Origin of the sequence: Entomomonas sp. E2T0, from assembly GCF_025985425.1 — a bacterium.
Taxonomy (GTDB): Bacteria; Pseudomonadota; Gammaproteobacteria; order Pseudomonadales; family Pseudomonadaceae; genus Entomomonas.
Map to the genome: position 1 here is coordinate 1,189,799 of NZ_CP094972.1, position 25,727 is coordinate 1,215,525.

22 protein-coding genes are annotated in these 25,727 nt (G+C 35.6%); 15 read left to right on the plus strand and 7 right to left on the minus strand.

The genetic code is table 11. The features are described 5' to 3' along the window. Nucleotides 1-34 precede the first annotated feature (34 nt). Nucleotides 35-379 (minus strand): hypothetical protein, encoded by a 345-nt coding sequence (locus MTZ49_RS05785; RefSeq protein ID WP_264747405.1) that lies wholly within the window; start codon nucleotides 377-379, stop codon nucleotides 35-37. A gap of 149 nt (nucleotides 380-528) precedes the next feature. Between MTZ49_RS05785 and MTZ49_RS05790 the strand changes: the two genes are divergently transcribed. Next, entirely contained in the window at nucleotides 529-1,104 is a 576-nt protein-coding gene (locus tag MTZ49_RS05790) for a DUF2846 domain-containing protein (RefSeq protein WP_264747406.1), read from the plus strand. A gap of 39 nt (nucleotides 1,105-1,143) precedes the next feature. On the opposite strand, the gene MTZ49_RS05795 is transcribed toward MTZ49_RS05790, so the two are convergent. Beyond that, complete coding sequence (locus MTZ49_RS05795; protein ID WP_264747838.1) at nucleotides 1,144-1,569, minus strand: OsmC family protein; 426 nt, start codon at nucleotides 1,567-1,569, stop codon at nucleotides 1,144-1,146. A 273-nt stretch (nucleotides 1,570-1,842) separates the two neighbouring features. Between MTZ49_RS05795 and clpB the strand changes: the two genes are divergently transcribed. Next, nucleotides 1,843-4,413 carry an ATP-dependent chaperone ClpB gene (clpB, locus tag MTZ49_RS05800; protein WP_264747407.1) on the plus strand — a complete coding sequence of 857 codons (2,571 nt, stop codon included), beginning with the start codon at nucleotides 1,843-1,845 and terminating at the stop codon, nucleotides 4,411-4,413. 49 nt (nucleotides 4,414-4,462) lie between these two features. Here the strand turns inward: clpB and MTZ49_RS05805 are convergent, their stop codons facing one another. Both MTZ49_RS05805 and MTZ49_RS05810 read right to left on the minus strand, forming a co-directional pair. Further along, nucleotides 4,463-5,983: a hypothetical protein gene (locus MTZ49_RS05805; protein ID WP_264747408.1), complete on the minus strand. Its 1,521-nt coding sequence runs from the start codon at nucleotides 5,981-5,983 to the stop codon at nucleotides 4,463-4,465. A 209-nt stretch (nucleotides 5,984-6,192) separates the two neighbouring features. Next, nucleotides 6,193-6,351: a hypothetical protein gene (locus MTZ49_RS05810; protein ID WP_264747409.1), complete on the minus strand. Its 159-nt coding sequence runs from the start codon at nucleotides 6,349-6,351 to the stop codon at nucleotides 6,193-6,195. 145 nt (nucleotides 6,352-6,496) lie between these two features. Between MTZ49_RS05810 and MTZ49_RS05815 the strand changes: the two genes are divergently transcribed. The 6 genes from MTZ49_RS05815 to MTZ49_RS05840 all read left to right on the plus strand — a co-directional run bounded on the left by MTZ49_RS05815 (nucleotide 6,497) and on the right by MTZ49_RS05840 (nucleotide 14,182). Beyond that, a complete protein-coding gene (locus tag MTZ49_RS05815; protein ID WP_264747410.1) occupies nucleotides 6,497-6,922 on the plus strand; it encodes a GFA family protein in 426 nt (141 codons plus the stop codon). Nucleotides 6,923-7,062: 140 nt separating this feature from the next. Then, on the plus strand, nucleotides 7,063-8,448 hold the full coding sequence (gene yegQ / locus MTZ49_RS05820) for a tRNA 5-hydroxyuridine modification protein YegQ (protein ID WP_264747839.1): 1,386 nt from the start codon (nucleotides 7,063-7,065) through the stop codon (nucleotides 8,446-8,448). A gap of 43 nt (nucleotides 8,449-8,491) precedes the next feature. Then, nucleotides 8,492-10,246 (plus strand): carbamoyltransferase, encoded by a 1,755-nt coding sequence (locus tag MTZ49_RS05825; RefSeq protein ID WP_264747411.1) that lies wholly within the window; start codon nucleotides 8,492-8,494, stop codon nucleotides 10,244-10,246. 64 nt (nucleotides 10,247-10,310) lie between these two features. Then, nucleotides 10,311-11,681 (plus strand): sulfatase-like hydrolase/transferase, encoded by a 1,371-nt coding sequence (locus MTZ49_RS05830; protein WP_264747412.1) that lies wholly within the window; start codon nucleotides 10,311-10,313, stop codon nucleotides 11,679-11,681. Nucleotides 11,682-11,816: 135 nt separating this feature from the next. Next, nucleotides 11,817-13,289: a tetratricopeptide repeat protein gene (locus MTZ49_RS05835; protein ID WP_264747413.1), complete on the plus strand. Its 1,473-nt coding sequence runs from the start codon at nucleotides 11,817-11,819 to the stop codon at nucleotides 13,287-13,289. 149 nt (nucleotides 13,290-13,438) lie between these two features. Then, complete coding sequence (locus MTZ49_RS05840; RefSeq protein WP_264747414.1) at nucleotides 13,439-14,182, plus strand: SDR family NAD(P)-dependent oxidoreductase; 744 nt, start codon at nucleotides 13,439-13,441, stop codon at nucleotides 14,180-14,182. Nucleotides 14,183-14,272: 90 nt separating this feature from the next. Here the strand turns inward: MTZ49_RS05840 and MTZ49_RS05845 are convergent, their stop codons facing one another. Then, nucleotides 14,273-14,593, minus strand: a complete 321-nt coding sequence (locus tag MTZ49_RS05845; RefSeq protein ID WP_264747415.1) for a helix-turn-helix domain-containing protein — start codon at nucleotides 14,591-14,593, stop codon at nucleotides 14,273-14,275. 223 nt (nucleotides 14,594-14,816) lie between these two features. Between MTZ49_RS05845 and MTZ49_RS05850 the strand changes: the two genes are divergently transcribed. Further along, nucleotides 14,817-17,633, plus strand: coding sequence for an autotransporter outer membrane beta-barrel domain-containing protein (locus MTZ49_RS05850; protein ID WP_264747416.1), 2,817 nt, complete (start codon nucleotides 14,817-14,819; stop codon nucleotides 17,631-17,633). Between the two features lie 73 nt (nucleotides 17,634-17,706). Here the strand turns inward: MTZ49_RS05850 and MTZ49_RS05855 are convergent, their stop codons facing one another. Continuing rightward, nucleotides 17,707-18,657, minus strand: a complete 951-nt coding sequence (locus MTZ49_RS05855) for an alpha/beta fold hydrolase (protein WP_264747417.1) — start codon at nucleotides 18,655-18,657, stop codon at nucleotides 17,707-17,709. 85 nt (nucleotides 18,658-18,742) lie between these two features. On the opposite strand from MTZ49_RS05855, the gene MTZ49_RS05860 reads away from it, so the two are divergent. Together MTZ49_RS05860 and MTZ49_RS05865 are read left to right on the plus strand one after the other, a co-directional pair. Continuing rightward, on the plus strand, nucleotides 18,743-19,327 hold the full coding sequence (locus tag MTZ49_RS05860) for a TetR/AcrR family transcriptional regulator (RefSeq protein WP_264747418.1): 585 nt from the start codon (nucleotides 18,743-18,745) through the stop codon (nucleotides 19,325-19,327). A gap of 68 nt (nucleotides 19,328-19,395) precedes the next feature. Continuing rightward, nucleotides 19,396-20,886, plus strand: coding sequence for a YifB family Mg chelatase-like AAA ATPase (locus MTZ49_RS05865; protein WP_264747419.1), 1,491 nt, complete (start codon nucleotides 19,396-19,398; stop codon nucleotides 20,884-20,886). A 111-nt stretch (nucleotides 20,887-20,997) separates the two neighbouring features. Here MTZ49_RS05865 and MTZ49_RS05870 read toward each other — a convergent pair whose 3' ends face one another. After that, nucleotides 20,998-21,231, minus strand: a complete 234-nt coding sequence (locus MTZ49_RS05870; protein ID WP_264747420.1) for a DNA-binding protein — start codon at nucleotides 21,229-21,231, stop codon at nucleotides 20,998-21,000. Nucleotides 21,232-21,560: 329 nt separating this feature from the next. Between MTZ49_RS05870 and MTZ49_RS05875 the strand changes: the two genes are divergently transcribed. The 4 genes from MTZ49_RS05875 (at nucleotide 21,561) to gmhB (ending at nucleotide 25,703) form a co-directional block, all read left to right on the plus strand. Continuing rightward, nucleotides 21,561-21,935 (plus strand): helix-turn-helix domain-containing protein, encoded by a 375-nt coding sequence (locus tag MTZ49_RS05875; protein WP_264747840.1) that lies wholly within the window; start codon nucleotides 21,561-21,563, stop codon nucleotides 21,933-21,935. Nucleotides 21,936-22,168: 233 nt separating this feature from the next. Continuing rightward, nucleotides 22,169-23,116, plus strand: coding sequence for a glycine--tRNA ligase subunit alpha (gene glyQ, locus MTZ49_RS05880; protein ID WP_264747421.1), 948 nt, complete (start codon nucleotides 22,169-22,171; stop codon nucleotides 23,114-23,116). Further along, nucleotides 23,116-25,173: a glycine--tRNA ligase subunit beta gene (gene glyS, locus MTZ49_RS05885; protein ID WP_264747422.1), complete on the plus strand. Its 2,058-nt coding sequence runs from the start codon at nucleotides 23,116-23,118 to the stop codon at nucleotides 25,171-25,173. Before glyQ ends, glyS begins: the two co-directional genes overlap by 1 nt. Beyond that, nucleotides 25,173-25,703, plus strand: coding sequence for a D-glycero-beta-D-manno-heptose 1,7-bisphosphate 7-phosphatase (gene gmhB, locus MTZ49_RS05890; protein WP_264747423.1), 531 nt, complete (start codon nucleotides 25,173-25,175; stop codon nucleotides 25,701-25,703). Before glyS ends, gmhB begins: the two co-directional genes overlap by 1 nt. The last annotated feature ends 24 nt before the right edge of the window (nucleotides 25,704-25,727 follow it).

The window sequence follows — 25,727 nt, forward strand, 5'->3', positions numbered from 1 at the left end:
GTTAATAATATTATTTGTATTAGACAGCATTAGTTTATGAGGATTTGTTACCATTATTTTTTCTTTGGTCTATAAACTTTTTTGCTTGCTGGATAGCCTGATCTTTTAAGTAATTTTCTGTACCTTCTACTAAATTACCACCTTTAACAATAATAGCACTTAGTTTTTTACTAATAAAATGAGTTATTAGGGCTACAACAATACCAATTATACTAAGTAAGATACCGCCAATAATAGCGATCCAATAATTATTAAACCAAACAGCTAAGAAGATACCTAACAGGGTAAAAACAATTCCTCCCCACTTAAATAGTGCTATTAGGAGTAGGTAACTGCCAACTTTATTGTCATAAAGATTTTTTAATGTGAAATTAAACATAGCTTATTGTTAATACTATCCTTATTGATACTTAATAATTTATTAAACAATGCTTAAATAAAAATTAATTCTAACCCTATTTAAGGTTATTTTAAGCTATTTCATTATATAGTAATAGATAGTAAATCAGCTTACTAAAGGAATGAAAAATGTCAGGCTCACAAAAAAGTAAAAGTAATATATTAATGGCTGCTTGTGTCATTGTTGGTACAATAGCTGGTATTACTATCTCCAGTGTGGATTTGGGTGAAGCTAACAAATTCGTTTGGATAGCTTGTGGTATTATTTTTATAGGTGCTATGCTGTTTGTGGCATGGGTTATATTTAATGCTGCACGTAATGTTCAAAAAGCGCCTATAGAAGAGGATCGTTTAGCTAAAAATTTTACGCCAGTGGCTGATAAGGGGGTAGTTTATATTTTTAGGGATCAGTTTATTGGTATGCTAAAGGCATTACCTATTAATGTGTCTGATCAGCAAGTTGGTTGGATAAAAGGTAAGAATTTTATTCGTTTAGAATTACCAGCAGGGGAATATACATTAGGTGGTAATAAAACTTGTAAACAACCTACTATTTTTCAAATAGCTAATGGTGAAATACTGTATTTTGAACAAGAAATAGTAGCAGGCATGGTAAGTAGTAGTTATATTTATAATAAAATTGATGATAGTAACCAAGCTCAATCTAAAATTAAGCTCTGTAGCTTAATAAAGAATAAAGTTTAATAGATTATGGATCCCTTTAAAGGATCCATAAGACATTGTTTAGTTAGATAGTTCTACTATTTCGTAATCATGCGTAACTTCAACACCAGCGCGTCCAAGCATGATAGAAGCAGAGCAATATTTTTCTGCTGATAAATCAATGGCACGTTTAACTTGTGTCTCTTTTAAGTTATGGCCTTTAACTACAAAGTGTAAATGTATTTTAGTAAATACTTTGGGTTCTTCATCAGCACGTTCTGCCTCTAAAAAAACCTCACAGCTTTCTACTGCTTGACGTGCTTTTTCTAAGATATTGATTACATCAAAGTTACTACAGCCACCTAAGCCAAGTAATAACATTTCCATAGGGCGGATGCCAATATTGCGCCCACCATGTTCGGGAGGGCCATCCATCACTACTGTATGACCACTACCAGATTCAGCTACAAATTGCCTTTCACCAACCCAACGTACTCTACCTTTCATCATTGCACCTAATACAAAATAAACTGTTACTAATTACTATAAATTATCCTAAAGGATAACATAAATCTACCCTTGAACTTTGCTATAAATGCCCTTATCTAATACTACATACTGCAAGTTGTATTAATTATAGCTATTCCCCCAGTTATTTATACTTTGTTGAATGGCTTAGCCGTTTTGTACTGTCTTCAGCCATCCGACTCGTCTAAAAAACTAGGAAAACAGCTATAAAAGGATACAGCTTAGCCTCTAAGTTTAAGGAGCGTCATTATTATGCGTATAGACCGCTTTACCAGTAAATTACAAGCTGCATTAGCAGATGCACAATCATTAGCGATAGGACAAGATAATCCTAATATCGAACCATTGCATTTATTTTCTGCTTTGTTGAATCAACAAGGTGGTTCAATTAAACCATTATTAAGCCAAGTAGGCTTTAATGTAAACCAGTTAAGTAGTGTTTTAGATAAAGCCATTGCTGATTTACCAAAAATTCAGAATCCAACAGGTGATATTAGTATCTCTAATGATATGTCTCGCCTATTGAATCAAGCAGATCGTTTGGCTCAGCAAAAAGGTGATCAATTTATCTCCAGTGAGTTAGTATTATTAGCTGCACTAGATAATGGTACTACCCTTGGTAAATTATTATTAGGACAAGGTGTTAGTAAGCAAGCGTTAGAAAATGCTATTGAAAACCTACGTGGTGGACAAAGTGTTAACGATGCGGATTCTGAAGATAAACGCCAAGCGCTTAGCAAATACACAGTGGATCTGACCAAACGTGCTGAAGAGGGTAAGTTAGACCCTGTAATTGGTCGTGATGATGAAATTCGTCGTACCATTCAAGTGCTACAACGTCGTACCAAAAATAACCCTGTGTTAATTGGTGAGCCAGGTGTTGGTAAAACGGCTATTGTAGAGGGATTAGCACAACGTATTATTAATGGCGAAGTACCTGACGGGTTAAAAGATAAACGTCTATTAGCCTTAGATATGGGCGCACTAATTGCTGGCGCTAAATTCCGGGGTGAGTTTGAAGAACGTTTAAAAGCAGTGCTTAATGAGCTTGCTAAACAAGAAGGCAGAATTATTCTGTTTATTGATGAAATTCATACTATGGTGGGCGCAGGTAAAGCTGATGGTGCGATGGATGCAGGTAATATGCTAAAACCTGCACTTGCGCGTGGTGAGTTACACTGCGTGGGAGCTACTACCTTAGATGAGTATCGCCAATATATTGAGAAAGATGCAGCCTTAGAGCGTCGTTTCCAGAAAGTGTTAGTGGATGAGCCTACAGAAGAAGATACTATTGCTATCTTACGTGGTCTAAAAGAGCGTTATGAAGTACATCATGGGGTATCCATTACTGATAGTGCGATTATTGCGGCAGCTAAATTATCACAACGTTATATTACTGATCGTCAACTACCCGATAAAGCTATTGACTTAATTGATGAAGCAGCTAGCCGTATTCGGATGGAAATCGATTCTAAACCAGAGGCATTAGATCGTTTAGAACGTCGTTTAATTCAATTGAAAATTGAGCGTGAAGCACTTAAGAAAGAGCAAGACGAGCCTGCTAAACAACGCCTTGAAAAGTTAGAAAGTGATATTAGCTACCTTGAAAAAGAATATGCTGATCTGGAGGAAGTGTGGAAATCTGAAAAAGCAGGCGTACAAGATACTGCACAGATTCAACAACAAATCGAACAAGCTCGTACCGAGCTAGAAAATGCGCGTCGTAAAGGCGATCTTAATAAAATGGCAGAATTACAGTATGGCACTATTCCAGACCTTGAAAAGAAATTGGATGAAGCGGTTAAAAATACTGAAAATCAGCCAGAAAATCGCTTACTACGCAATAAGGTAACTGAAGAGGAAATTGCTGAAGTCATTTCTAAATGGACAGGTATTCCTGTATCTAAGATGATGGAAGGCGAACGTGAAAAATTGCTGCATATGGAAGATGACTTACATAGACGGGTGATAGGTCAATATACTGCTGTAGTAGCTGTATCCAATGCGGTAAGACGTGCTAGAGCAGGGTTGTCTGACCCTAATCGCCCCAGTGGTTCATTTTTATTTTTAGGACCAACAGGGGTAGGTAAAACCGAGCTTTGTAAAGCCTTAGCAGCATTCTTATTTGATACAGAAGATGCCATGGTACGGATAGATATGTCCGAATTTATGGAAAAACATTCTGTTTCACGCTTAATAGGTGCGCCTCCAGGTTATGTAGGCTATGAGGAGGGTGGTTACTTAACTGAGGCCGTACGTCGTCGCCCTTACTCTGTGATATTGATGGATGAAGTGGAAAAAGCCCATCCTGATGTATTTAATATCTTATTGCAGGTACTAGAAGATGGTCGTTTAACTGACAGCCAAGGTCGTACCGTAGACTTCCGTAATACCGTTGTGGTAATGACTTCTAACCTTGGTTCTTCGCAGATTCAAGAGCTAGTAGGTGATAAAGAAGCGCAAAATGCAGCGGTAATGGATGCGGTAAATGCTCACTTTAGACCAGAGTTTATTAACCGTATTGATGAGGTGGTGATTTTTGACCCACTAGCAAGAGAGCAGATTGCAGGTATTGCTGAAATTCAATTAAGCCGCTTACGTAGTCGTCTAGCAGAGCGTGATTTAGATTTAGAATTAGATCAAGCCGCTATGGATAAGTTAATTGCCGTAGGTTTTGACCCCGTGTATGGCGCGCGCCCATTAAAACGTGCCATCCAACGTTGGATAGAAAACCCATTAGCACAACAAATCTTAGCAGGTAAATTTATGCCAAAATCTACTATTCATGCAACGGTTAAGGATGATGAAATAGTATTTGAATAAGAAAGTAAATATTTATAAAAAAGCGTTACTTTTAAGTAACGCTTTTTATTTATAAGGTATTAATAGCTTGCCATTTAATATTGTCTAAGTGTTTCTTTAATATTACTTTTAACTCAGCTTCAGCATCATTAGCTAAATCTTTAGGTGACTTTAAAGAGTTATCCCAGTTAGCGTTGGATTTTTCATATTTCTCACGTTTCCAACTTGGATAGTTTCCTTGATAAAAAGTACGAGTTATTGATGATTGTATAGGTATAGAAAAGTCATAGCTATAATTCATTTTTCCACCCACACGAATAGAAGTTTTTAGCACATAGTTTCTTTGAATAAGTTCTTTAATCTCTTTGTATTTAAAATTTGTGTCTATATGATCTTCTACAGAAAGTATTTTCTGATGATCATTAGCATGTTCAGTGTAAGTAACGCTTATAAAGAAATCACCATGATTATTATCAGCTTGTTTAAAGTCTTTTGAACGGAGAATGGCGTTTACTTCATTATCAATAAGATTATTTAACCAATAGTTTTTACCACTATCATTGGATTTGTAATAGACATATATATAGCCTAAACTAGCTTCTTTTTGAGCAAGTGCTAAGCTGTTATTGTAATTTGAGTATTCTCTTGATAATGCAGTAAAAGCCTCTGCTGCTTTACGGTGATCTGATCGGGTTGTTGCATTATCGGCTAATTTTTTAGCTTTATCAAATAACTCATTAGCATGTTGAGTTGTCCACAGTTGATTATATTTATTGGCAAGAACTTTGCTATCTTTATAACTACCATAACGGCTATAAATATCACTAGCTGCGTGATAAAGACCAGCAATTTCTTTGTAGTCTTGATAAGTTTTTGCTGTTTTAACAAGTTGAGAGGCTTTACTATAATTTTGGGTTGCTTTTTCTTTACGCCAAATAGGGTCATATTTAGCAAATAGTTTATCTTCATCTTTATAACGACCATAGCGCTCAAAATGTTTTATAGTTTTCTTAAAATGTTCGCAGGCTTCTTCATAATCCTTTTCAGATAAAGCTTTTTTGCCTTTGTTATAGCTAGACTCAGCCATCATAGTTGCATAAGTTTTTTTACTTTTCGCTAAATCTTCTCTCAAATCAATATTGCCAAAATCTAAGCGTATCCCCGTTTCAAATATTTTTATCTGCTGTTGATATTCTGCAGGCGTGGAGGGCATGATATCTAGCCCTTTAAGGTGATGTTCTTGTGCAATAAGTTTGGCTAATTGTTCAGGGTCTATATTGTTAGTTACATTTTTATAAGGCGTTTTTGCCGTAAGATTACGGATTTCCCACAGTTTTTTATAATCTTCTATTCGATCGTTATAGCGACCACGAGGGTATTGTTTAATTCGATCTTGTAAATGTTGTATTGAGTTTTTAATAATATCGATTTTTTCTTCTGAGGGTGGATTATTGGTATCAGCAGTGATAGTTTTTACAGCATTTACATAATCGGCAGAATTATAATAGTTTTGAGCCGTTTTATAGGTGGTATTACAAGCAGTTAAAAAAAAGGTAAGAAGGATTAGGCTAAATAAATTAATAGTTTTCATTTTATAATCAATTTGCTGGTTGTATTTAGTTTTTATTATGGTAAATAACAAGCTTTCTTTTGTCTATTAAATGTTTTTATTGGGGAATGATAGTTTTTATGGAAGAAAGTTTTGTGAGGTAAAAGTGCTATACTTTAAAAACAGTAAATAAAGTAAGCACTTTTTTTGTATGATTAAGATAATTGGCCTAAATAATATCTTTTAGTAATTTAACTCAGTAAATGGATAATACAGCGAATTACCCCTACAGGGAAAAATAGAATATCAAGAATTGCCCAAATGATTTTGCTAGCTTGAATATCTTTTACACAAGCATAAATACACATAATAATACCAATAACAGCAAAAATAGAACCACCCATAAACATAATAATTACCTCTTTATAATAGTTATAGTTAGTTTAAGGGTGAAAATCGTGTCTGAAAATTGGCAATAGGTAGCATCTAGGATGCTGAAATAGTTTGAGTTAGATAATTTATATGCTGATTAGTTGTTTTAAAAGGAAAAATATTATGACGAATACGATAGCAGTCTCAGGTAATTGTTTATGTGGTGCGGTAAAAGTGCACACAATTATTTCTAATCAACTAGGTGCATGCCATTGTGGCTTTTGTAAACATTGGGGAGGTGGCCCATTATTATGTGTAGATTCAGTGAAAACACCTCAATTTGAGGGGGAGGAAAATATTACTGTTTACTCCTCTTCAGAGTGGGCTGAAAGAGCGTTTTGTAAATGTTGTGGTAGTCATCTGTATTATCGGTTAAAAAGCGAGAAAGTCCATTATAGTCTGTCTGTTGGTATATTTGATGATTTACAGGATATCGAGTTTGTCTCACAAATCTATATTGATAAAAAGCCTAGTTATTATACCTTTGAAGATAAAACTGAAAATTTAACAGAGGCACAAGTAATAGATTTATATTTTCCAAAGAACTAAAAATTATTAAAAGAGACTTTTTAAACAGTCTCTTTTAAATATAAATAATTCGAAATTGTTACTTATCATAGAGAAGTTCTACCTTTTTCCATAACCTGCTACAATATATCGTTTCTAATCCGTGAATTAAATATTGAATGATGAATACTTCTAAAGCTGAGTTACTTTGTCCAGCAGGTACACTTAAAGCCATGCGCTATGCTTTTGCGTATGGTGCAGATGCAGTTTATGCAGGGCAGCCACGTTATAGTTTACGGGTGCGTAACAATGAGTTTGACCACAAAAATTTAAAAGTGGGTATTGATGAGGCTCATGCTCAGGGAAAGAAATTTTATGTGGTGGTTAATATTGCACCCCATAATGCCAAATTAAAAACCTTTATTAAAGATTTAGAACCAGTGGTAGCAATGGGACCTGATGCCCTTATTATGTCCGATCCTGGTTTAATTATGATGGTGCGTGAGCGTTTCCCTGAAATAGCTATCCACCTATCAGTGCAAGCCAATGCGGTAAACTGGGCGGCAGTTAAATTTTGGCATCAAATGGGATTGACCCGTGTTATTTTATCCCGTGAGTTATCACTGGAGGAAGTAGAGGAAATTCGCCAACAAGTACCTGCTATGGAAGTGGAAGTATTTGTGCATGGTGCGCTATGTATGGCGTATTCAGGTCGTTGTTTGCTTTCTGGTTATATGAACCACCGTGACCCTAATCAAGGCACTTGCACTAATGCTTGCCGTTGGCAATATGGTGTAGAGCAAGGTAAAGAAAACGAATTAGGGGAAATTGTTAGCGATAAAAAGATTGATGCAGTCAATATTGTGGAACCTACCTTAGGTGAAGGTAAAACTACGGATGAAGTCTTTATCTTACGTGAAAAAACACGTCCTGAAGAAGAAATGACAGCTTTTGAAGATGAGCATGGCACCTATATTATGAACTCCAAAGACCTCCGCGCAGTACAGCATGTGGAGCGTTTAGTAAAAATGGGTGTGCATTCTTTAAAAATTGAAGGTCGTACTAAATCCCATTATTACTGTGCCCGTACTGCGCAAGTGTATCGTAAAGCTATTGATGATGCAGAGGCTGGGCGTCCATTTGATAAATCACTCATGGATACTCTAGAGTCGTTAGCCCATCGTGGTTATACTGAAGGCTTTTTACGCCGCCATGTGCATGATGAGTATCAAAACTATGAACGTGGTACTTCGGTTTCAGAAAACCAACAATTTGTTGGGGAGTTTACTGGCGCGCGTCGTGGCAATCTAGCAGAGGTATTGGTAAAGAATCGCTTTGCTGTAGGTGATAAAGTAGAAATGATGACTCCACAGGGTAATTTACACTTTACCCTAGAACAAATGGAAAACACCAAAGGTGAAACTATTGAAGTGGCACCGGGGGATGGACATATTGTTTATTTGCCCATTCCAGAAGCAGTTGCATTAGAATATGCGTTATTAATGCGTTATTTAGATAATGGTAATACCAAAGGTTTGCCTGCAAAAAATGAAGTGGCGGCTAGCTAATAAATAACGTTATTGAGATAAATTAAGATGATGAGGTAATACGGTGACATTAACAGTTCTTGGCCTATCTGGGGCGGTAAACCATGACCCTTCTGCAGCGCTTTATATTGATGGTAAGTTAGTAGCAGCAGTAGAAGAAGAACGTTTTGTTCGTGATAAACATGCAAAAAGTCGTATGCCTTATGAATCGGCTAAATTCTGCTTACAACAAGCAGGCATTACCCCTGCAGATGTGGATGTGGTTGCTATTCCTTTTGCACCTATTAGTATCTTTGATAAAGCACGTTGGCACTATGCCAAACGCTACTGGTATGCCCCCGATCGTGCCTTAGATGCGATTCTAAATGGCAACCGTCGTTATCGTCGTTACTACAAGCATATTCAATGGTGTTTGGTACAACTAGGGTTTGATCTTAAGAAAACTAAGATTCAACCTGTAGAACACCATTTAGCCCATGCTTCCAGTGCTTACCATTGCTCAGGCTTTCAAGAAAAAACCGCTATTTTAGGGATTGATGGTAAAGGTGAATATGCCACTACCTTTTTCGGTTATGGTGAAAATGGCAAAATCCATAAGATTAAAGAATTTTATGATCCAGATTCGTTAGGTGGCCTCTATGGTGCACTTACCGAATACCTAGGCTTCGATATGCTAGATGGTGAGTTTAAAGTGATGGGTATGGCACCCTATGGTGACGCCAGTAAATACGACTTCTCCCGTTTAGCGAAATTTGAAAATGGCGAATTAACCATTAATACCGATTACGTTAATGTGATTGGATTCCGCCGTTATAAAGAAAAAGGCAAAGGCTATTATTTCTCACCGAAATTAATTGAATGGCTTGGCCCTAAGCGCGAAGGCGATATTGCCGATGATCCCTATGTGCATTATGCGGCTAGTATCCAAGCGTTATTTGAAAAACTATCCCTAGAAATGATGGATTACTATCTAGGGGATATTATTAAAGAAACAGGTAAAATTGCTTTTGCTGGTGGTTGTGCATTAAATGTAAAACTAAACCAAAAGATTATCGAACGCCCCGAAGTAAAAGAGCTATTTGTCCAACCTGCTTCCAGTGATGCAGGTACTGCCATAGGTGCGGCGGCTTATGTATCTACCCAAATGGGTAAACCTGTAGAAAAAATGGAACATGTTTACTTAGGCCCATCCTACAGCAATGAAGAAGTTATTGCTGCTTGTGCTGCACATCCAAATAAACCTGTTTGGAAAAAAATCGATAATGTGTGCGAGCGTATTGCTAAAATTTTAGCTGATGGTAATCCAGTATCATGGATGCAAGGTCGGATGGAGTTTGGTCCTCGTGCTTTAGGTGCTCGCTCAATCCTAGGCTGTCCCAGTGTGCCAGGCGTGGCTGATAAGATTAATGAGCAAATTAAATTCCGTGAAAGATGGCGCCCATTCTGCCCCTCTATGCTTGATACCGTAGCACCACAGATGTTTAAAATTGACCATCCTGCACCTTTTATGACTTTTACTTTTGAAGTTAATGAAGAGTGGAAAACGCGTGTGCCTGAAGTAGTTCATGAAGACGGCACTTCCCGTGCCCAAGCCCTAAAACGTGAATTTAACCCACGCTACTACGATATGATGAAAGAAATAGAAAAACTAACAGGCAACGGTGTAGTACTCAATACCTCTCTTAACCGTAGAGGCGAGCCAATGGTTTGCTCACCCACAGATGCCCTAAATATGTTCTATGGCTCCGACCTACGTTATTTAATTATGGAAGATATCTTAGTGGTTAAAGAAGGCATGGATTGGTACGATAATATTTAGTTTTAAACAGGCCGCATTTGTATGTTAAATACAAATGTGGCTATATGGATTATAAGTTTTAAAAATGAAATTTTTTTTCAATAGCATTAAAATAGTAGATATTGTTAAGGCAGTTTTACTCTCTATTATTATTCCTAATATTGCAATATGGATAATGATCTATCTTCTTGAGCCACCTATCACTAGGGCTTTTATAAATATTGATTATTTACTACCTTTCATTCTTTTTGTTATTCCTAAAAAAACTATTAAAATTTTAGCCAGTGTATTGTTTATTGCTATTTATTTTATTGATATGTTAGTTATAACAATACAATGTTTGCCTTATGATGTGGCTGCTATAAACTTTTTCTTTCTCTTACAAGATATAACTAAAGGACCTCCTATTTATAGGTATTTACTTTATCTAGTACTTTGCATTGGTTGTATACAACTTTTCTTATTTATTAAATTTTCAAAGAAAACAAATTTAAAAAGCTATATTTTATTATTAATAATTCTTGGTATTACAGTACCTATCTTGCCAAAAATTTCAAATAGTCAAACTCCTTTTTTTATAAATAATGTTATTAAAGGAGTATCAGTTTCTCAAGATGCATTGGGTTTAAAACCTACAAAATTCATTAATGTGACAGAGCCTTGGCATACGGCATTAAAAAATGGCCAATCAATAAACAACCAAGTTTTATTTATCTTGGCTGAAGCATGGGGATATAGCAATGAAGCTATTTTAGAAGAGCAGTTAAAGGTTTTAAAATTACATTCAGATAAGTTTGAATATTTTAGGCAAGGTGCTAATAATTCAAAATTAATGACTGGTATTGCCGAGTTAAGTGAGCTTTGCAATGGGACTACGGACAATATTCGTTTTCTATCTATAGTAAACAAAACTAATGGTTTTGATAATTGCTTACCAAATCTACTAAACAAGTCAGGTTACAAAACCATATCATTACACTCAAATGTTGGCATACTTTATAACCGAGATCATTGGTATCCTTTAACGGGTTTTCAGAAAATATTATTTGGTAATGATGTGGATTTACCTAAAAATAGCATGGATGGTTCCGCAATTTTTGATTTAGATTTAATACCTGAAGTAGCTCAAGCATTTAAAAACAAGAATCAAAAAGTATTCTATTATTGGTTAACTTACGCAACACATCAGCCATATTCTAGTGATGAGATAAAAAATCATCGTTTTTCCTGTGAAAAATTCAATATTAAAACTGGTACTGATGCTTGTCGTAGTATGGTATTAAATAGCCAATTTAATGATGGTCTGGCCGATTTAATTAATATGCCTGAAATGAAGGGCGTTGAAATTATTGTTGTTGGGGATCATAGCCCAATGTTTTTAAAATATGGTGAAAACTCTAAATATTTTGATATGTCCAAAGTTTCATGGGTACATTTTAAGATCAAAAATAAATGATATAAATTCAGAATAATTATTTTTATATCTTATTAAGTATATTCATATCTTTTATAAACATTATTATAAATAAATGTAGTTGATTGATAAGTAGTTAGATGATTCAAGGAATAGAAAATGTTTAATAGGAAGATAATGGCTAACTTTATTGTTAAAAGTATAGTAATAGTTAGTTTATTGAATATTTCAGTATCACTTGTTATGGCTGCTTGTGCTCCAATAGTAAGGCAACCAGTTGATCCAAAATGGCTTAATTATGTGGCAAGTTTGAAAAAACAAGGTGAAGCTGATAACGGTGAGGCATATTATCAACTTTATTTACTATTGCCTTGGGAGGTTATTCATAGAAATTATTGTGCAGGATTTAATTATAATAAGTTTGATGCATTAAAAGCAGCTGCGCAAATGGGACATGTTTTAGCACAGTATGAACTTGGTAATTTTTACCAATACCATAATTTCTTTTTGATTAGTAGATATCACATATTTTCTAGGGAACTATGGGATGAATATAAAGAACCCCAATTACCTGATATTAAACAGGGTGAGTCATGGCAAGAATATAAAGAACGAAATAATGAAATATTTATTGCAATAGATCAGCATCCTTATAAAAAAATAGATGAACGTAGTGATGCAATAACTTGGTATAAAAAATCGATAGAGCAAGGTTATGTGCCAGCTATTTATCAGTTAGGTAAGTTTTATACGAGTAGAAATCCTGAAGAAGCACTAAGTTTATTAGCTAAAGCAGTTGAGCAGGGAAGTGAAGAAGCTAAACAAGAACTCATAAAGATTAAGAAAGGTGATATTAAGCTCTCTTATCAAGATGATGAGGAAAAAACATTTAAATGGCTTTGGCAGCAATCTCAGAAAGATAATTTGTATGCTGTATCACAACTTATAACTTTTCAGAAAACTGATAAAATCGTTCAAATATGGTTAAAAGAACAAACAACAAAAAACAATGAGTATGTTATAAGCCATCTTGCTGAGTCTTTAATAAAAGAAGAGTATTTCAACATTGATTTTGCTTATTTGGCTCCTTTTATTTATAAACTAGCTATAAATGATAATGATTTGGCGCAGTTATGGATGGCTAATTATTATGAAAAAGCTAGAGATGACAGAATCATTTCGCTGAAATGGCTAAAAAAAGCTATAGCACTAGGTAATGAAAAAGCTCTGAAAGAATATGACAAATATAACCGAGTTAGAGCAGTTATGTCTGAAAGTATAGTGTTAAGTGGTAGCCAGAAAAGATCTATAGATGACTTTTATGGTGAGGATTCTAATACTAAATCTCCAGAGATAGCTAAGGATCGAAACTATAGAATAGTTTATTATGATGAACAGCTAGTTATTGATGCGGTAAAAGGTAATATGGATGCTGAGTATCAGTTGGGCCTAGCCTATGAGATAGGCGAGTGGGTTAAAGAAGATGAGCAACAGGCTATATATTGGTATAAAAAAGCAGCAGAACAAGGAAACAGAAAAGCCATATTTAGACTAGTATCATCATTTTATGATAACCCATTTAGTAGTTTTTATAATAATAGAGAGGCTACTATTTGGATAGAAAAAAGAAAGTTACTTAAAGAAGAGTAGAAATAGAACAATTATTTTTCTGTATAGTTCAGTAAGTAAGAATACTGGATAGTTATAATCAGATATAAATTTTACATTAAACTTTTATATATAAATAAGTTCCAAAATAATAAATAGTATCTTACTTAAATTACAAGAGGTATAAAGTTATGATCTTTACAAATAAAGTAGCCATCGTAACAGGTGGTGCTAGTGGTATTGGTGCGGCAACTGTTAGAAAGTTTTGTAATAATGGTGCGAGTGTAGTTATTGCTGACCTTAGTGATAAAGGCCAAACCTTAGCAGATGAGTTAATGAAAGCAGGACATAAAGTGGCTTTCTTTAAAATAGACGTTACCAGTGAAGAACAAAATAAAGCCTTAATAGAGTTCGCTGTAAAACAATTGGATGGATTAGATATAGTATTTGCTAATGCAGGTATTGCTAATGATGGTTCTATTGACCAATTAAGTTTTGATAAATGGCAAAAAACTATTGATATTAATTTAACGGCGGTTTATCTATTAGATAAATATGCTATTGAGTATTGGTTAAAGAACAATACAAAAGGTGTCATTGTTAACTGTGGTTCTATTCATAGTTGGGTAGGCAAGCATAGTGTTACTGCCTATGCAGCATCCAAAGGTGGAGTTAAGTTATTAACTCAGACCTTAGCGATAGATTATGCTGCTAAAGGTATTCGAGTGAATGCAGTATGCCCTGGTTATATTAATACTCCGTTATTAGATCATATTGGCGAAAAAGGTAAGAAATCTTTAGAAAAACTTCATCCGATTGGACGTTTGGGTAAACCTGAGGAAGTAGCTAATGTAGTATCATTTTTAGCTAGTGATGAAGCTTCTTTTGTGAATGGTGCTGCTATTTTGGTAGATGGTGGCTATGTTGCACAATAATTATTAAACTAAGCTGAATATATATATATAATTTTTCAGTTTAGTTTACTTATATTCCCAAAATAAAAGTGTTTGTCAGAAAGAGTTAAGTTAATTTATTAAAGCATCATTTACTATATTATGAATAGTTAGTTTGGTTTGTTGAGGTAGTTTTTCAAATTTCATAATTATATCTGCCAAAAAGTCATCATTTGTATAGAAAAAGGCTAAAGGAACATCTAATACGATGGCTAAGCGATGTGTTGTTTCAATATCAGCTTCATGAACTCCTTTTTCATATCTGTTGACTCTGGTACTTGCGACAAACTCGTCAATTCCTGCATGTATTCCTAGTATTTTTTGTGACAGTCCTTTGGCCTGTCTAGCTTGTTTCAAGCGATAGCAAAATATTTCTCTGTAACTATTCGCCATGATAGCCTCCCCCGTAAATGTATAGGCTATGATATTCGTAATTTTTATTAATATGGTACACTACGTTTTACGTAGTATTTTTGAAAAAAAAGTAATCTAAGTAGTAACTATCTTGTTTTTACTTATTAATTAATTTTCATTTAATACAGATGTGGAGAATATATGTCTCCTTTATCGGTCGTTGTATTAGTAGTTTTGAAGTAGGATGTATAGGGAATAAGTGATGCAATATGTAAAGATTAAACAAAACCAAAAAACTTTAGTGTTAACTATAAGTGTTCTTTTGGGAGTATATGGAACTACAGCATTAGCAACGGAGTATGGTGCTTTAAGTGGTAATGTTGTTTTAAATGATGGTGATATTGTAAAAGTTGATACAAGCCAAACTACTCCAGTTGCGAGGGCGATAGGTATAAATAGTACTGCTCAAGGGGATAAGGTTACTATCAATGGAGCAGTAACTATTGATATTAAGGCAGGAAGCGCAAACCCTGGTGGTATAGGTATTAATTTAGAAAATGGCAATACTAATAATCTTGGTTCTGGTACAGAAATTAAAGCTAGTCAAAGTGGAACATCAAGCATTGTAGGCTTACAAGTTGATAATCAGACAAGTGTTATTGCCGATAATTTAAATGTAAATATTGATAACCAATATAATGCTACAGGAATATCTGTATCAGGCCAAAGTAAAGTGGATTTAGGACAGGGAGGTCAGATAAATATGCAAAATACTGGCATCGCCATGGAGGTTAAAGAAGGCAGTATAGTTAAAGCAGATGGTATAACAATTAATACAGGGATTGTTAATACTACTAGAAATGCTATAGATGTAGAGGGTGGATCATTAGATTTAGGTAATAACTCCACAATCAATATCATAAATAATACAGGGAATGGTAATAGTGCTTTATATGTCCGTAAATCAAGTACAGTAGCTTCAGGTACAGTCAATGCTAATCAGTTAACAATAATTGCAAACAATGCATATGGTGTTAATGTACAAGATGGTGGAGATGTTAATCTTGGCTCAAATAGCTCCATTAAAACAACGGGTAGTAATAATAGAGGGGTATGGGCTGTAGGAACTGGAGCCCATTTTGAAGCCGACAGGCTTAATGTAGAAACAACAGGATCACTAGCGCAGGGGCTATTGGCACAAAATGGTGGAGTGATAGATATTGGTGCAGGGAGTCATGTTACTACACAACAAGGAATTGGAGTAGCAGGTTATCTGGGAACTGTTAACTTTAAAGGTGATGTAGCAAATCGTAATAGTATAACCATACAAAGTCAGATTGGTGCGCAGGCACAAGGGAGTACAGGATTAGTTAATTTAGCCAATACAGATATTATTGTTAATTCTAGTGGTGGTTTAGCTATAGGTGTGCGTGCAGTAAGTGGAGGCGTTATTAATGGCGAAAATATATCATTTAAAATGTCAGAGGGTAGTACTCTTGCAGTCGTTGCACAGCAGGGCGGTAAAGTTACTTTAACAGGAGAAACTAATATTGATGCAGCTTCAAATAGCCAATCAGCTTTCTATACCCAAGATGCAAACTCAAATATAAAGCTAACAGGTAAAGCTAATATAAAAGGTAATATTGCAGCATCAGGCAATGGTTCATTGATAGATCTTAATATGGATGCAGGTTCTATTCTTACAGGAACATCAGCAATAGATACATCAACCACTGCCAAAGTTAATTTAGCGATGACGGGTAGCACTTGGAATATGATAGATAGTTCAGATGTTACTAATTTAACGCTCAATAACTCAACAGTTAATTTTACTAATAGCAACTTTACAACATTAACAACGGATAGTTTGCAGGGTAATGGCTTATTTAATATCCATACCGATATAGTAGGACAAACAGGCGATTTAATTGTAGTGAACGGTACAGCGACGGGGAATCATCGACTAAATGTGGTTAATAATGGTTCAGCGGCTACGGATGGTACTGAAACATTAACAGTGGTTAGTACAGGTTTAAATCAAGCGAGTTTTAGCTTGGCTAACAAAGTTGAATTAGGGGCTTATGAGTATGGTTTAAGAGCTTCACCTACCGCAGCTAATGATGTGGAATTATATTCAACAGGTCAGCGTTCGTTAACTACAACAGCTCAGGCAGCTGGAAGTTTTTTAAATATAGGCTACTTAACCAACTACATCGAAAACCAAACCTTATTACAAAGATTAGGTGATCTACGTAATAACGAAGCGATGAGTGTGAAAACAGGTGGATTATGGTTGAAAAGCTTTGGTGGTAAGTTATCTTCCTTCTCTGGTACTGCACTAGATGGTTTTGATATGAGTTATATGGGCACTCAAGGTGGTATTGATAAACAATTAGATGTTGCTAATGGCAATCTAGTAGTAGGTGCAATGGCTGGTTTTACCAGAACTAACCCAAATTATAGGGGAGGAGATGGTAATGGTAAAAACTATATTGCAGGATTATATGCTACTTATTTTTTGGATAATGGTTTATATGTTGATACAGTGTTGAAATACAATAGTATGAGAAATCATTTTAATGTAAAAGATACTGCAGGTACGGGTATAAAAGGGACAGGTAAAACCAGTGGAGTGAACTTATCAACTGAAGTAGGAAAGCGTTTTTGGCTAGGAGAGAGAAATACAAGTTTTTATATTGAACCACAAGCTCAATTAACCTATGGCTATCAGGATGGTGATACGGTCCACGCTAGTAATGGCTTAAAAGTAGGGCTAAGTCATTACAACAGTATATTGGGGCGTGTTAGTGGTGTGATTGGTTATCAAGTACAAGGTGAAAACCCAGTTAATGTTTACTTAAAGTCTGGCATAGTTAGAGAAATGAGTGGTGGCGCTACTTATAAATTTAATGATAGTAGCAAACAAGATCACTCTTTCCGCTCTAGCTGGTTTGACAATGGTATAGGCATCAATATGAACCTTAATAAGCAACATAATATTTATGCCGAGTTTGACTATGCTAAAGGCAATCACTTTGATAAAAAACAATTGGACGTTGGTTACCGTTATAGTTTCTAAAAAGAGTGACTCCTAGTAAGTGATTGCTAGGAGTATTTTATTACTTGTCTAAAAAAAATTATGTAAAGTACTATCAGTTCTTTTTTAAGAAAGGTATTAACAGAGGTAAAATTTCTTCAGGACATTCTTCAGGAGAAAAGTGGCCACAATTTTTTAATATGGCAGATGTTAAGTTCTCAGTAATAGGCTTCATCATTGTCTCTCCATGATTATTGAGGCTATGGTCTGCTCCTAATATTAATACTGGCATAGTTAATTTATGTTTAGCTCGTTGTTTATTTTGTTTAATCGTGGTGGGAAGGGCACGATAATAGGCCATTTGGCTACGTATACTACCTGGTGTTTTATAGATTTTAGTGTATTCATCAAGCGCAATTTTTTCTGGGTGAATTGACCAAGTTGAAAATATATAAGATAAATATTCCCGTTCTTTTCCTTGGATTAATAATTCAGGTAAATCAGGCTGTTGGTTAAAGAGAAAATGCCAGAAGAAAGCACTGTCTTTTTGATCCATAAAAACTATAGGTTCAGGAATTAGAATGCCTGGTATTTTAGCTTCTATTATAGCTAATTTAGAAATATTTTGAGGGTAGTCACTGGCCATAGCATAGCCAATCCACATACCTATGTCATGACCAACTATATCATATTTTTGATAATCTAACTGTTGCATGAGCTTGTTTAAATCATTGGCAACTTGTGTCATATCATAACCATTTAGAGGCTTTGAAGAATACCCCATCCCTCTTGGGTCAACTGCCACTACTTTAAAACCATTATTGGCTAACTCAGGAATTATAAAGCGCCACGTGTACCAAGTTTGCATCCAACCGGGAATAAGAAGTACAGGTTTACCTTCACCAGTAGTTACATAGTGCAGTTTGATATCATTAATATCAATGTAATGTTCTGTAAGGGTTGGTGACTTTATTGGTTTTGCTTGTATGTTCGAAGTAATACTTGTTAATAAAACTAAGCAAATGATAGTTATTAGTTTTTTGTAGAACATAAATATTTTTTTCATTAGCATCCCTATTGTTTGTTGATCAACAAATAATAGAGGGGGTAAACTTATTTGTCAATTATTTGTTAATCATTAAAGAATTAATATGGCCGGAAGACCTCGAGAATTTGATATTGAAAAAGTGTTAGTAAAAGCAAGAGACGCTTTTTGGAAAAATGGTTATGAAGGCATTTCTATGTCTGATTTAGTCACTTTATTAGGTATTGCTTCAGCACGTATTTATGCTGCTTTTGGTTCTAAAGAAGGATTATTCAGAAAAGCTGTAGAGTTTTATATGGAGCATGAGGGCGGTTTTGTTAGTAAAGCATTGCTTGAAACTAATACAGTTAAGGAGTTTGTACAGCAAATATTATTAGATGCAGTTGAGTTGTATACTGATAATAGTAAGCCAAAAGGGTGTATGGTGGTTTTATCAGCTATTAATTGTACTGAAGCTAATAATAATATTAGATTATGGTTAGAGGAATTGAGACATAAGCAATCGATACTTATTACAAAAAGAATAGAACAAGCAATTATCAATAATGAATTACCAGCTGTCAGTGATAGTCAATTACTAGGTGATTATGTGGTGAATGTATTAAATGGTTTAGCTATTCAAGGTAGGGATGGTGTTCCAAAAGAACGTCTAATAAAAATGATTAATTTTTGTATGAGATTGTTTCCTTAATAGATCTCAGTTAATTAATTATATTCTGCGGTATACTTGTTTTGTTAACAACAAAATAAGGATTAGTAATGACACTGGCCATTACCTATAGTCGAGCGCAGGTTGGTATTAATGCACCTTGTGTAACAGTAGAAAGTCACTTATCTAATGGATTGCCTTCCTTAACGTTAGTAGGTTTACCAGAAACAGCGGTACGTGAGGCCAAGGATAGAGTAAGAAGTGCCATTATTAATTCACAATTTGAATTTCCTGCTAGGCGGATTACATTAAACCTAGCCCCTGCTGATTTACCTAAAGAGGGTGGAAGGTTCGATTTAGCTATTGCCTTAGGTGTTTTAGCTTCTAGTGGACAGATTCCAGCAGAACCATTAAAAGAAATAGAATGTTTAGGTGAGTTAGCATTATCAGGTCATATACGCCCTGTTCGAGGCGTGTTATCTGCTGCATTATCAGCAAGAGATGCAGGGAGAGCTTTATTTGTACCTCAAGAAAATGCCGAAGAGGCTTGCTTAGCGACAGGTTTGATAGTTTATGCTGTGGATCATTTACTAGAAGTAGCTGCTCACTTTTCAGGTCAGGCTGTATTAGAGCCTTATCAATCTAAAGGGCTATTGAGACAAGTTGAGCCTTATCCAGATTTAGCAGATGTTCAGGGACAAATAGCAGCAAAAAGAGCCTTGTTAATTGCTGCTAGTGGTGGGCATAACTTACTTTTTACAGGCCCACCTGGCACTGGAAAAACTTTATTGGCTAGCCGTTTACCGGGTATTTTACCTATGCTCATAGAGCAGGAAGCATTAGAGGTGGCAGCTATTTATTCAATTGCTGATATAAAACCTCTAACACATTGGCCACAACGACCTTTTAGGGCACCCCATCACACTTCTTCAGCAGCGGCTTTAGTGGGGGGTGGCAGTAAACCTCAGCCTGGTGAAGTAACTTTAGCACATCAAGGGGTATTATTTTTAGATGAGTTCACAGAGTTTGATAGGCGAGTATTAGAAGTTTTAAGAGAGCCATTAGAAAGCCACGAAATAATGGTAGCAAGGGCAAGGGAAAAAGTGTTATTTCCTGCTAAATTTCAATTAATAGCGGCTATGAATCCTTGTCCTTGCGGTTACTTAGGAGATACAACAAAAACTTGTCGTTGTACACCTGAGCAGGTACAACGTTATCGTGGTAAATTATCAGGACCATTATTGGATAGAATAGATCTGCATATTACGGTAGGTAGAGAGTCATTAACATTATCTGCTAATAATGGTAACCAACTAACCAGTGCTGAAGCTGCAAAGCAAGTGGCGGAGGCAAGAGATATACAGCAAAAAAGACAAGGTTGCCCTAATGCCTATTTAGATATTGCAACACTGCAACAAGTTTGCCAGTTATCTAAAGAAGATCAACAGTGGTTTGAACAGGCAGGAGAAAAGTTAGGGCTTTCTTTAAGGGCGTTACATCGTTGTTTGAAAGTGGCAAGAACTTTAGCAGATATGCAAGGAGAGAAAGCAGTAAAACGTTCTCATCTTGCAGAGGTTTTTCATTATAGGCCTTCTAGTTAATCTATATAAGTTAATACTAATAATTTTTATGATACGATTTATTGGGCTCAAAATTGGATTTTATAAATTTAATAGTTAGCTAGTTTAGCTGATTAAAATAAATCAGCTAATTTAAAACTGATAGCTATTTTCTATATTAACCTTCAACCCAAGTTCGATAGCAATTTCATGGGCAGAGCCTCTTAAGCCTTTTAGTTGACCGTTCAGTACCTGATAAACTTTATTAACAGAATATCCATTTGCTTTAGCCCAGTCTGAGATTGGAATACCTGATTGTCGAAAAAAGTTTTTTACTTGTTCTGGCGTATAGGGTTGTGTATTAGGTATTGGATATGGCGTATTCATAGCTTCTTCCTTTAATTCTAATTAAATACTATTAATTATGGAATACATATGCATTATGTAAATAATAAATCACTTTGTCAATAAAAAAGTGATTTATAGATCATCTTTTGGGTCAGGTTTTTTCAACAGCATATGGGTTTTAGTGGTGTTTTCGTCACAAATCATTGATATTTAAATATATATATAGCTGTAGGCTAGCATTGCCAATGGTTGATAAATAAGTAATGAATTATTATTTAAATTCGATTTAATTATGATTATTATATGCTGATATAGGGATAAAATTAATAATTAAAGAGAAGCGTATGATGGCTACTAATTCTTTGTCGATGCGATTAAAAGAAGAACGGAAACGGCTAGGCATGACCCAGCAGGAGATTGCTGATAAAGTGTCTATTACAAGAGAAACATGGAGTAGATATGAGTCAGCTAAGATTGCACCAGGATCAGAAGTATTATTAAAGTTGGTTAACTTGGGAGTAGATACCAATTATATTTTAACGGGCGACAGAATTATACCTATACATAGTGTGAGCAGTTCATCAGCAGTGACTACTGCCGAAGAAACAGGGAATTACAAGGCAGGCCTTCAACTAACTCAACAGGAACTTGAGCTAATTCATTGTTATCGAAAAGTCAGCGAAGATGGTAAAAAATCTATAGAAGATATTGCTAAATTACTGGCAACGCAACAAGCTAAATAATAAAGCATACCGATATAAATTAGCGTAAAGATTTGTGTAAAAGTATTTACTCAAAAGGGTGTTTATTAGCTTAAAATTTGTATTTTTACATTAAAATAATGTAATAGTGTACATAAATAGACTTCAACCTTATAGGGTCTCCCTGCTATACTGAGCAACTTTCCATTTAAAATAAATTTTACCTGTTTGGTTTAAACAGGTAATTAGACTGATATTACTCATAGGTAACTCAAGTGACGACAAAGGTATCGACTGTTCGTACATTTCAGGATTTGATTCTTGCTTTGCAACAATACTGGGCGGAGCAAGGCTGTGTAGTATTGCAACCTTATGATATGGAGATGGGGGCAGGGACTTTTCATACAGCAACCTTCTTACGCGCAATAGGGCCAGAAAGATGGAATGCAGCCTATGTGCAACCCTCTAGAAGACCTACTGATGGACGTTATGGTGAAAATCCTAATCGCTTGCAGCATTATTATCAGTTTCAGGTAGTACTCAAACCTAATCCAGATAACTTACAAGAACTTTATTTAGGTTCTTTAAAGCATATTGGTCTTGATCCACTTATCCATGATATTCGCTTTGTGGAAGATAATTGGGAGTCTCCCACATTAGGTGCTTGGGGATTAGGTTGGGAAGTTTGGTTAAATGGTATGGAAGTAACCCAGTTCACTTATTTTCAACAGGTGGGTGGTATCGAATGTTACCCTGTAACCGGTGAAATTACTTATGGCCTTGAACGCTTAGCTATGTATCTACAGGGTGTTGACTCTGTTTATGATCTAGTGTGGACAGATGGTCAGTTTGGCAAAGTGACTTATGGTGATGTATTCCATCAAAATGAAGTTGAACAATCTACTTATAATTTTGAACATGCCAATATTGAAAAACTATTTGGTTTATTTGATTTCTATGAGAGTGAAGCAAATCGTCTAATTGAGTTACAACTTCCATTACCGACTTATGAAATGGTACTTAAAGCCTCACATACCTTTAACTTACTGGATGCTCGACGAGCCATTTCAGTGACTGAGCGTCAACGTTATATTCTAAGGGTTAGAACTTTAGCCCGCGCGGTTGCACAGAGTTATTTAGAAGCACGTGCTCGCTTAGGCTTCCCGATGGCTGATGAAGCATTACGTGATGAAGTATTGGCGAAAATGAAGGAGGCAGAATAATGAGTACGCAAGATTTTCTCGTTGAATTAGGTACTGAAGAGCTTCCTCCAAAAGCTTTAAAATCATTGGCAGAAGCTTTCCAAAAAGGTATTGAAAAAGGCTTAAAAGAGGCAGGGCTTAATTATCAAACAAGTCAGTACTATGCAGCGCCAAGACGTTTAGCTGTATTGGTAGAGTCTCTAGAAGAACAGCAGGCTGATCGTACAGTTAATGTAGATGGTCCACCCATACAAGCTGCTTTTACAGCAGATGGAGCGCCTACTCAAGCAGCATTGGGATTCGCACGTAAATGTGGTGTTGAATTATCAGAAATTGATCAATCAGGTCCAAAATTACGTTTTGAGCAAAAAATTAAAGGCCAAGCTACAGCTAGTTTATTACCTGATATTATACGTAATTCTTTAGATAATTTACCTATTCCTAAAAGAATGCGTTGGGCTGCTAGACGTGAAGAGTTTGTACGCCCTACCCAATGGTTGATTATGTTATTGGGTAACCAAGTTATCGATTGTGAAATTTTAGCACAGAAAGCAGGTCGTGAGTCACGAGGCCATCGTTTCCATAATCCAGAGCCCGTGTATATTGCATCACCTAAGAGTTATATAGAAGATTTACGAAGTGCCCATGTACTGGCTGATTTTGCTGAGCGTAAGAAATTAATCGCAGATAAAGTGGCAGAGCTTGCCAAACAAAATAATGGTAAAGCGATTGTGCCAGAAGGGTTGTTAGAAGAAGTAACCGCTTTAGTGGAATGGCCTGTACCTTTAGTGTGTAGTTTTGAAGAACGTTTCTTAGAAGTACCTCAAGAAGCATTAATTTCTACCATGCAAGATAATCAGAAATATTTCTGTTTATTGGATGAGCAAGGCAAATTATTACCGCTCTTTATAACCGTTGCTAATGTGGATAGTAAAGATCCATCACAAGTGATAGCGGGTAATGAAAAAGTGGTACGGCCACGTTTAACAGATGCTGAGTTCTTTTTTAAACAAGATCTTAAACAACCACTTGAACAGTTTAATGAGCGTTTAAAAAATGTAGTATTCCAGGCTAAATTGGGAACTGTTTATGATAAAGCTGTACGTGTTAGTAAATTAGCTGGTTATGTAGCTGAAAAGCAAGGAACGAATGTAGAGCAAGCTAGACGTGCAGGACTATTATCGAAAACTGATTTAGCCACTGAAATGGTTGGCGAGTTTCCAGAAATGCAAGGTATTGCAGGCTATTACTATGCATTGGCAGGTGGTGAAGCTAAAGATGTAGCATTGGCGCTAAATGAACAATACATGCCACGCAATATGGGTGGTGAGCTACCTACTACACTGGTAGGGTGTAGTGTGGCGATAGCTGATAAATTAGATACCTTGGTAGGTATTTTTGGTATTGGTATGTTGCCAACAGGTAGTAAAGATCCTTACGCCTTACGTCGTGCCGCTTTGGGTATCTTACGTATTCTATTAGAAAAACGCTTAGAACTTAATCTAGCTGAAATGGTACAGCGTGCAGTTGATCTCTATGGCTATCAAGTAGAACCTAAAGGTTTGGCAGAACAAGTTTTAGATTTTATTTTTGATAGATTACGTGCTCGTTATGAAGATGAAGGCATTAATATCACGACTTATCAAGCAGTTCGTGCTTTAAAACCAATGTCACCATTAGATTTTGATCAGCGTGTACAAGCAGTAGAGCATTTCCGTAAGCTACCTGAAGCTCAAGCGTTATCTTTTGCAAATAAACGAGTTTATAGTATTTTAGAAAAAACTACACAGCAGGAAATTGCTACAGAAATTAATCCAGTACTATTGTTAGAAAAGCAAGAGAATGCGTTAGCTACAGCTATTAAACATCTAGAAGAGAGTGTGCCTAAATTAAGTGCTGCTCGTGACTATAGTAAAGCGTTAGATCAATTAGCCTCATTACAAACGTTGTTAGATGATTTCTTTGAACATGTTTTTGTAAACGTTGAAGATAGTCAAGTACGTGCTAATCGTTATGCGTTATTGGCACGTATTCGCCAATTGTTCTTAGGGATTGCTGATATATCGTTGTTAGATTAATGAAGTTAATTATTCTTGATCGAGATGGAGTCATTAACCATGATTCTGATGACTACATTAAAACAGTAGCGGAATGGATTCCTATTGGTGGTGCTATTGACGCGATTGCTAGACTAAGTAAAGCGGGTTGGACTATAACAGTTGCTACTAATCAATCTGGTATAGCACGTGGTTATTATGATTTAGCAACGTTAGAAGCCATGCATAATAAGCTACGTACTTTAGTAGCAGATGCTGGTGGAAAAATGGGGATAATTGTATATTGTCCTCATGGGCCTAATGATGGCTGCGATTGTCGTAAACCGAAGCCTGGTCTTTTACAGCAAATTTCCAAGTATTATCAAGTACCTTTACAGGGTGTATGGTTTGTTGGAGACTCAGCAAGTGATTTAAAAGCTGCGCAAGCAATAGGTTGCCAGCAGGTATTAGTGAAAACAGGTAAAGGATTGCGTACATTAGAAAAAGGAATTGATGAACAAGTTTTAGTGTTTGATGATTTAGTGGCAGTTGCTGATTATTTATTACAATAGTTTGTGACTCACTTAATAGGTGAT

Bases quoted from the DNA above. Each gene is read 5' to 3' on its own strand.
- MTZ49_RS05850 (WP_264747416.1), top strand. From the start codon at position 14,817: ATGCAATATGTAAAGATTAAACAAAACCAAAAAACTTTAGTGTTAACT.
- MTZ49_RS05865 (WP_264747419.1), top strand. From the start codon at position 19,396: ATGACACTGGCCATTACCTATAGTCGAGCGCAGGTTGGTATTAATGCA.
- gmhB (WP_264747423.1), top strand. From the start codon at position 25,173: ATGAAGTTAATTATTCTTGATCGAGATGGAGTCATTAACCATGATTCT.
- MTZ49_RS05875 (WP_264747840.1), top strand. From the start codon at position 21,561: ATGCGATTAAAAGAAGAACGGAAACGGCTAGGCATGACCCAGCAGGAG.
- yegQ (WP_264747839.1), top strand. From the start codon at position 7,063: ATGAATACTTCTAAAGCTGAGTTACTTTGTCCAGCAGGTACACTTAAA.
- MTZ49_RS05810 (WP_264747409.1), bottom strand. From the start codon at position 6,351: ATGTTTATGGGTGGTTCTATTTTTGCTGTTATTGGTATTATTATGTGT.
- MTZ49_RS05805 (WP_264747408.1), bottom strand. From the start codon at position 5,983: ATGAAAACTATTAATTTATTTAGCCTAATCCTTCTTACCTTTTTTTTA.
- MTZ49_RS05830 (WP_264747412.1), top strand. From the start codon at position 10,311: ATGAAATTTTTTTTCAATAGCATTAAAATAGTAGATATTGTTAAGGCA.
- MTZ49_RS05785 (WP_264747405.1), bottom strand. From the start codon at position 379: ATGTTTAATTTCACATTAAAAAATCTTTATGACAATAAAGTTGGCAGT.
- MTZ49_RS05835 (WP_264747413.1), top strand. From the start codon at position 11,817: ATGGCTAACTTTATTGTTAAAAGTATAGTAATAGTTAGTTTATTGAAT.
- MTZ49_RS05855 (WP_264747417.1), bottom strand. From the start codon at position 18,657: ATGAAAAAAATATTTATGTTCTACAAAAAACTAATAACTATCATTTGC.
- MTZ49_RS05845 (WP_264747415.1), bottom strand. From the start codon at position 14,593: ATGGCGAATAGTTACAGAGAAATATTTTGCTATCGCTTGAAACAAGCT.
- clpB (WP_264747407.1), top strand. From the start codon at position 1,843: ATGCGTATAGACCGCTTTACCAGTAAATTACAAGCTGCATTAGCAGAT.
- MTZ49_RS05860 (WP_264747418.1), top strand. From the start codon at position 18,743: ATGGCCGGAAGACCTCGAGAATTTGATATTGAAAAAGTGTTAGTAAAA.
- MTZ49_RS05790 (WP_264747406.1), top strand. From the start codon at position 529: ATGTCAGGCTCACAAAAAAGTAAAAGTAATATATTAATGGCTGCTTGT.
- glyS (WP_264747422.1), top strand. From the start codon at position 23,116: ATGAGTACGCAAGATTTTCTCGTTGAATTAGGTACTGAAGAGCTTCCT.
- MTZ49_RS05870 (WP_264747420.1), bottom strand. From the start codon at position 21,231: ATGAATACGCCATATCCAATACCTAATACACAACCCTATACGCCAGAA.
- MTZ49_RS05795 (WP_264747838.1), bottom strand. From the start codon at position 1,569: ATGAAAGGTAGAGTACGTTGGGTTGGTGAAAGGCAATTTGTAGCTGAA.
- MTZ49_RS05815 (WP_264747410.1), top strand. From the start codon at position 6,497: ATGACGAATACGATAGCAGTCTCAGGTAATTGTTTATGTGGTGCGGTA.
- MTZ49_RS05840 (WP_264747414.1), top strand. From the start codon at position 13,439: ATGATCTTTACAAATAAAGTAGCCATCGTAACAGGTGGTGCTAGTGGT.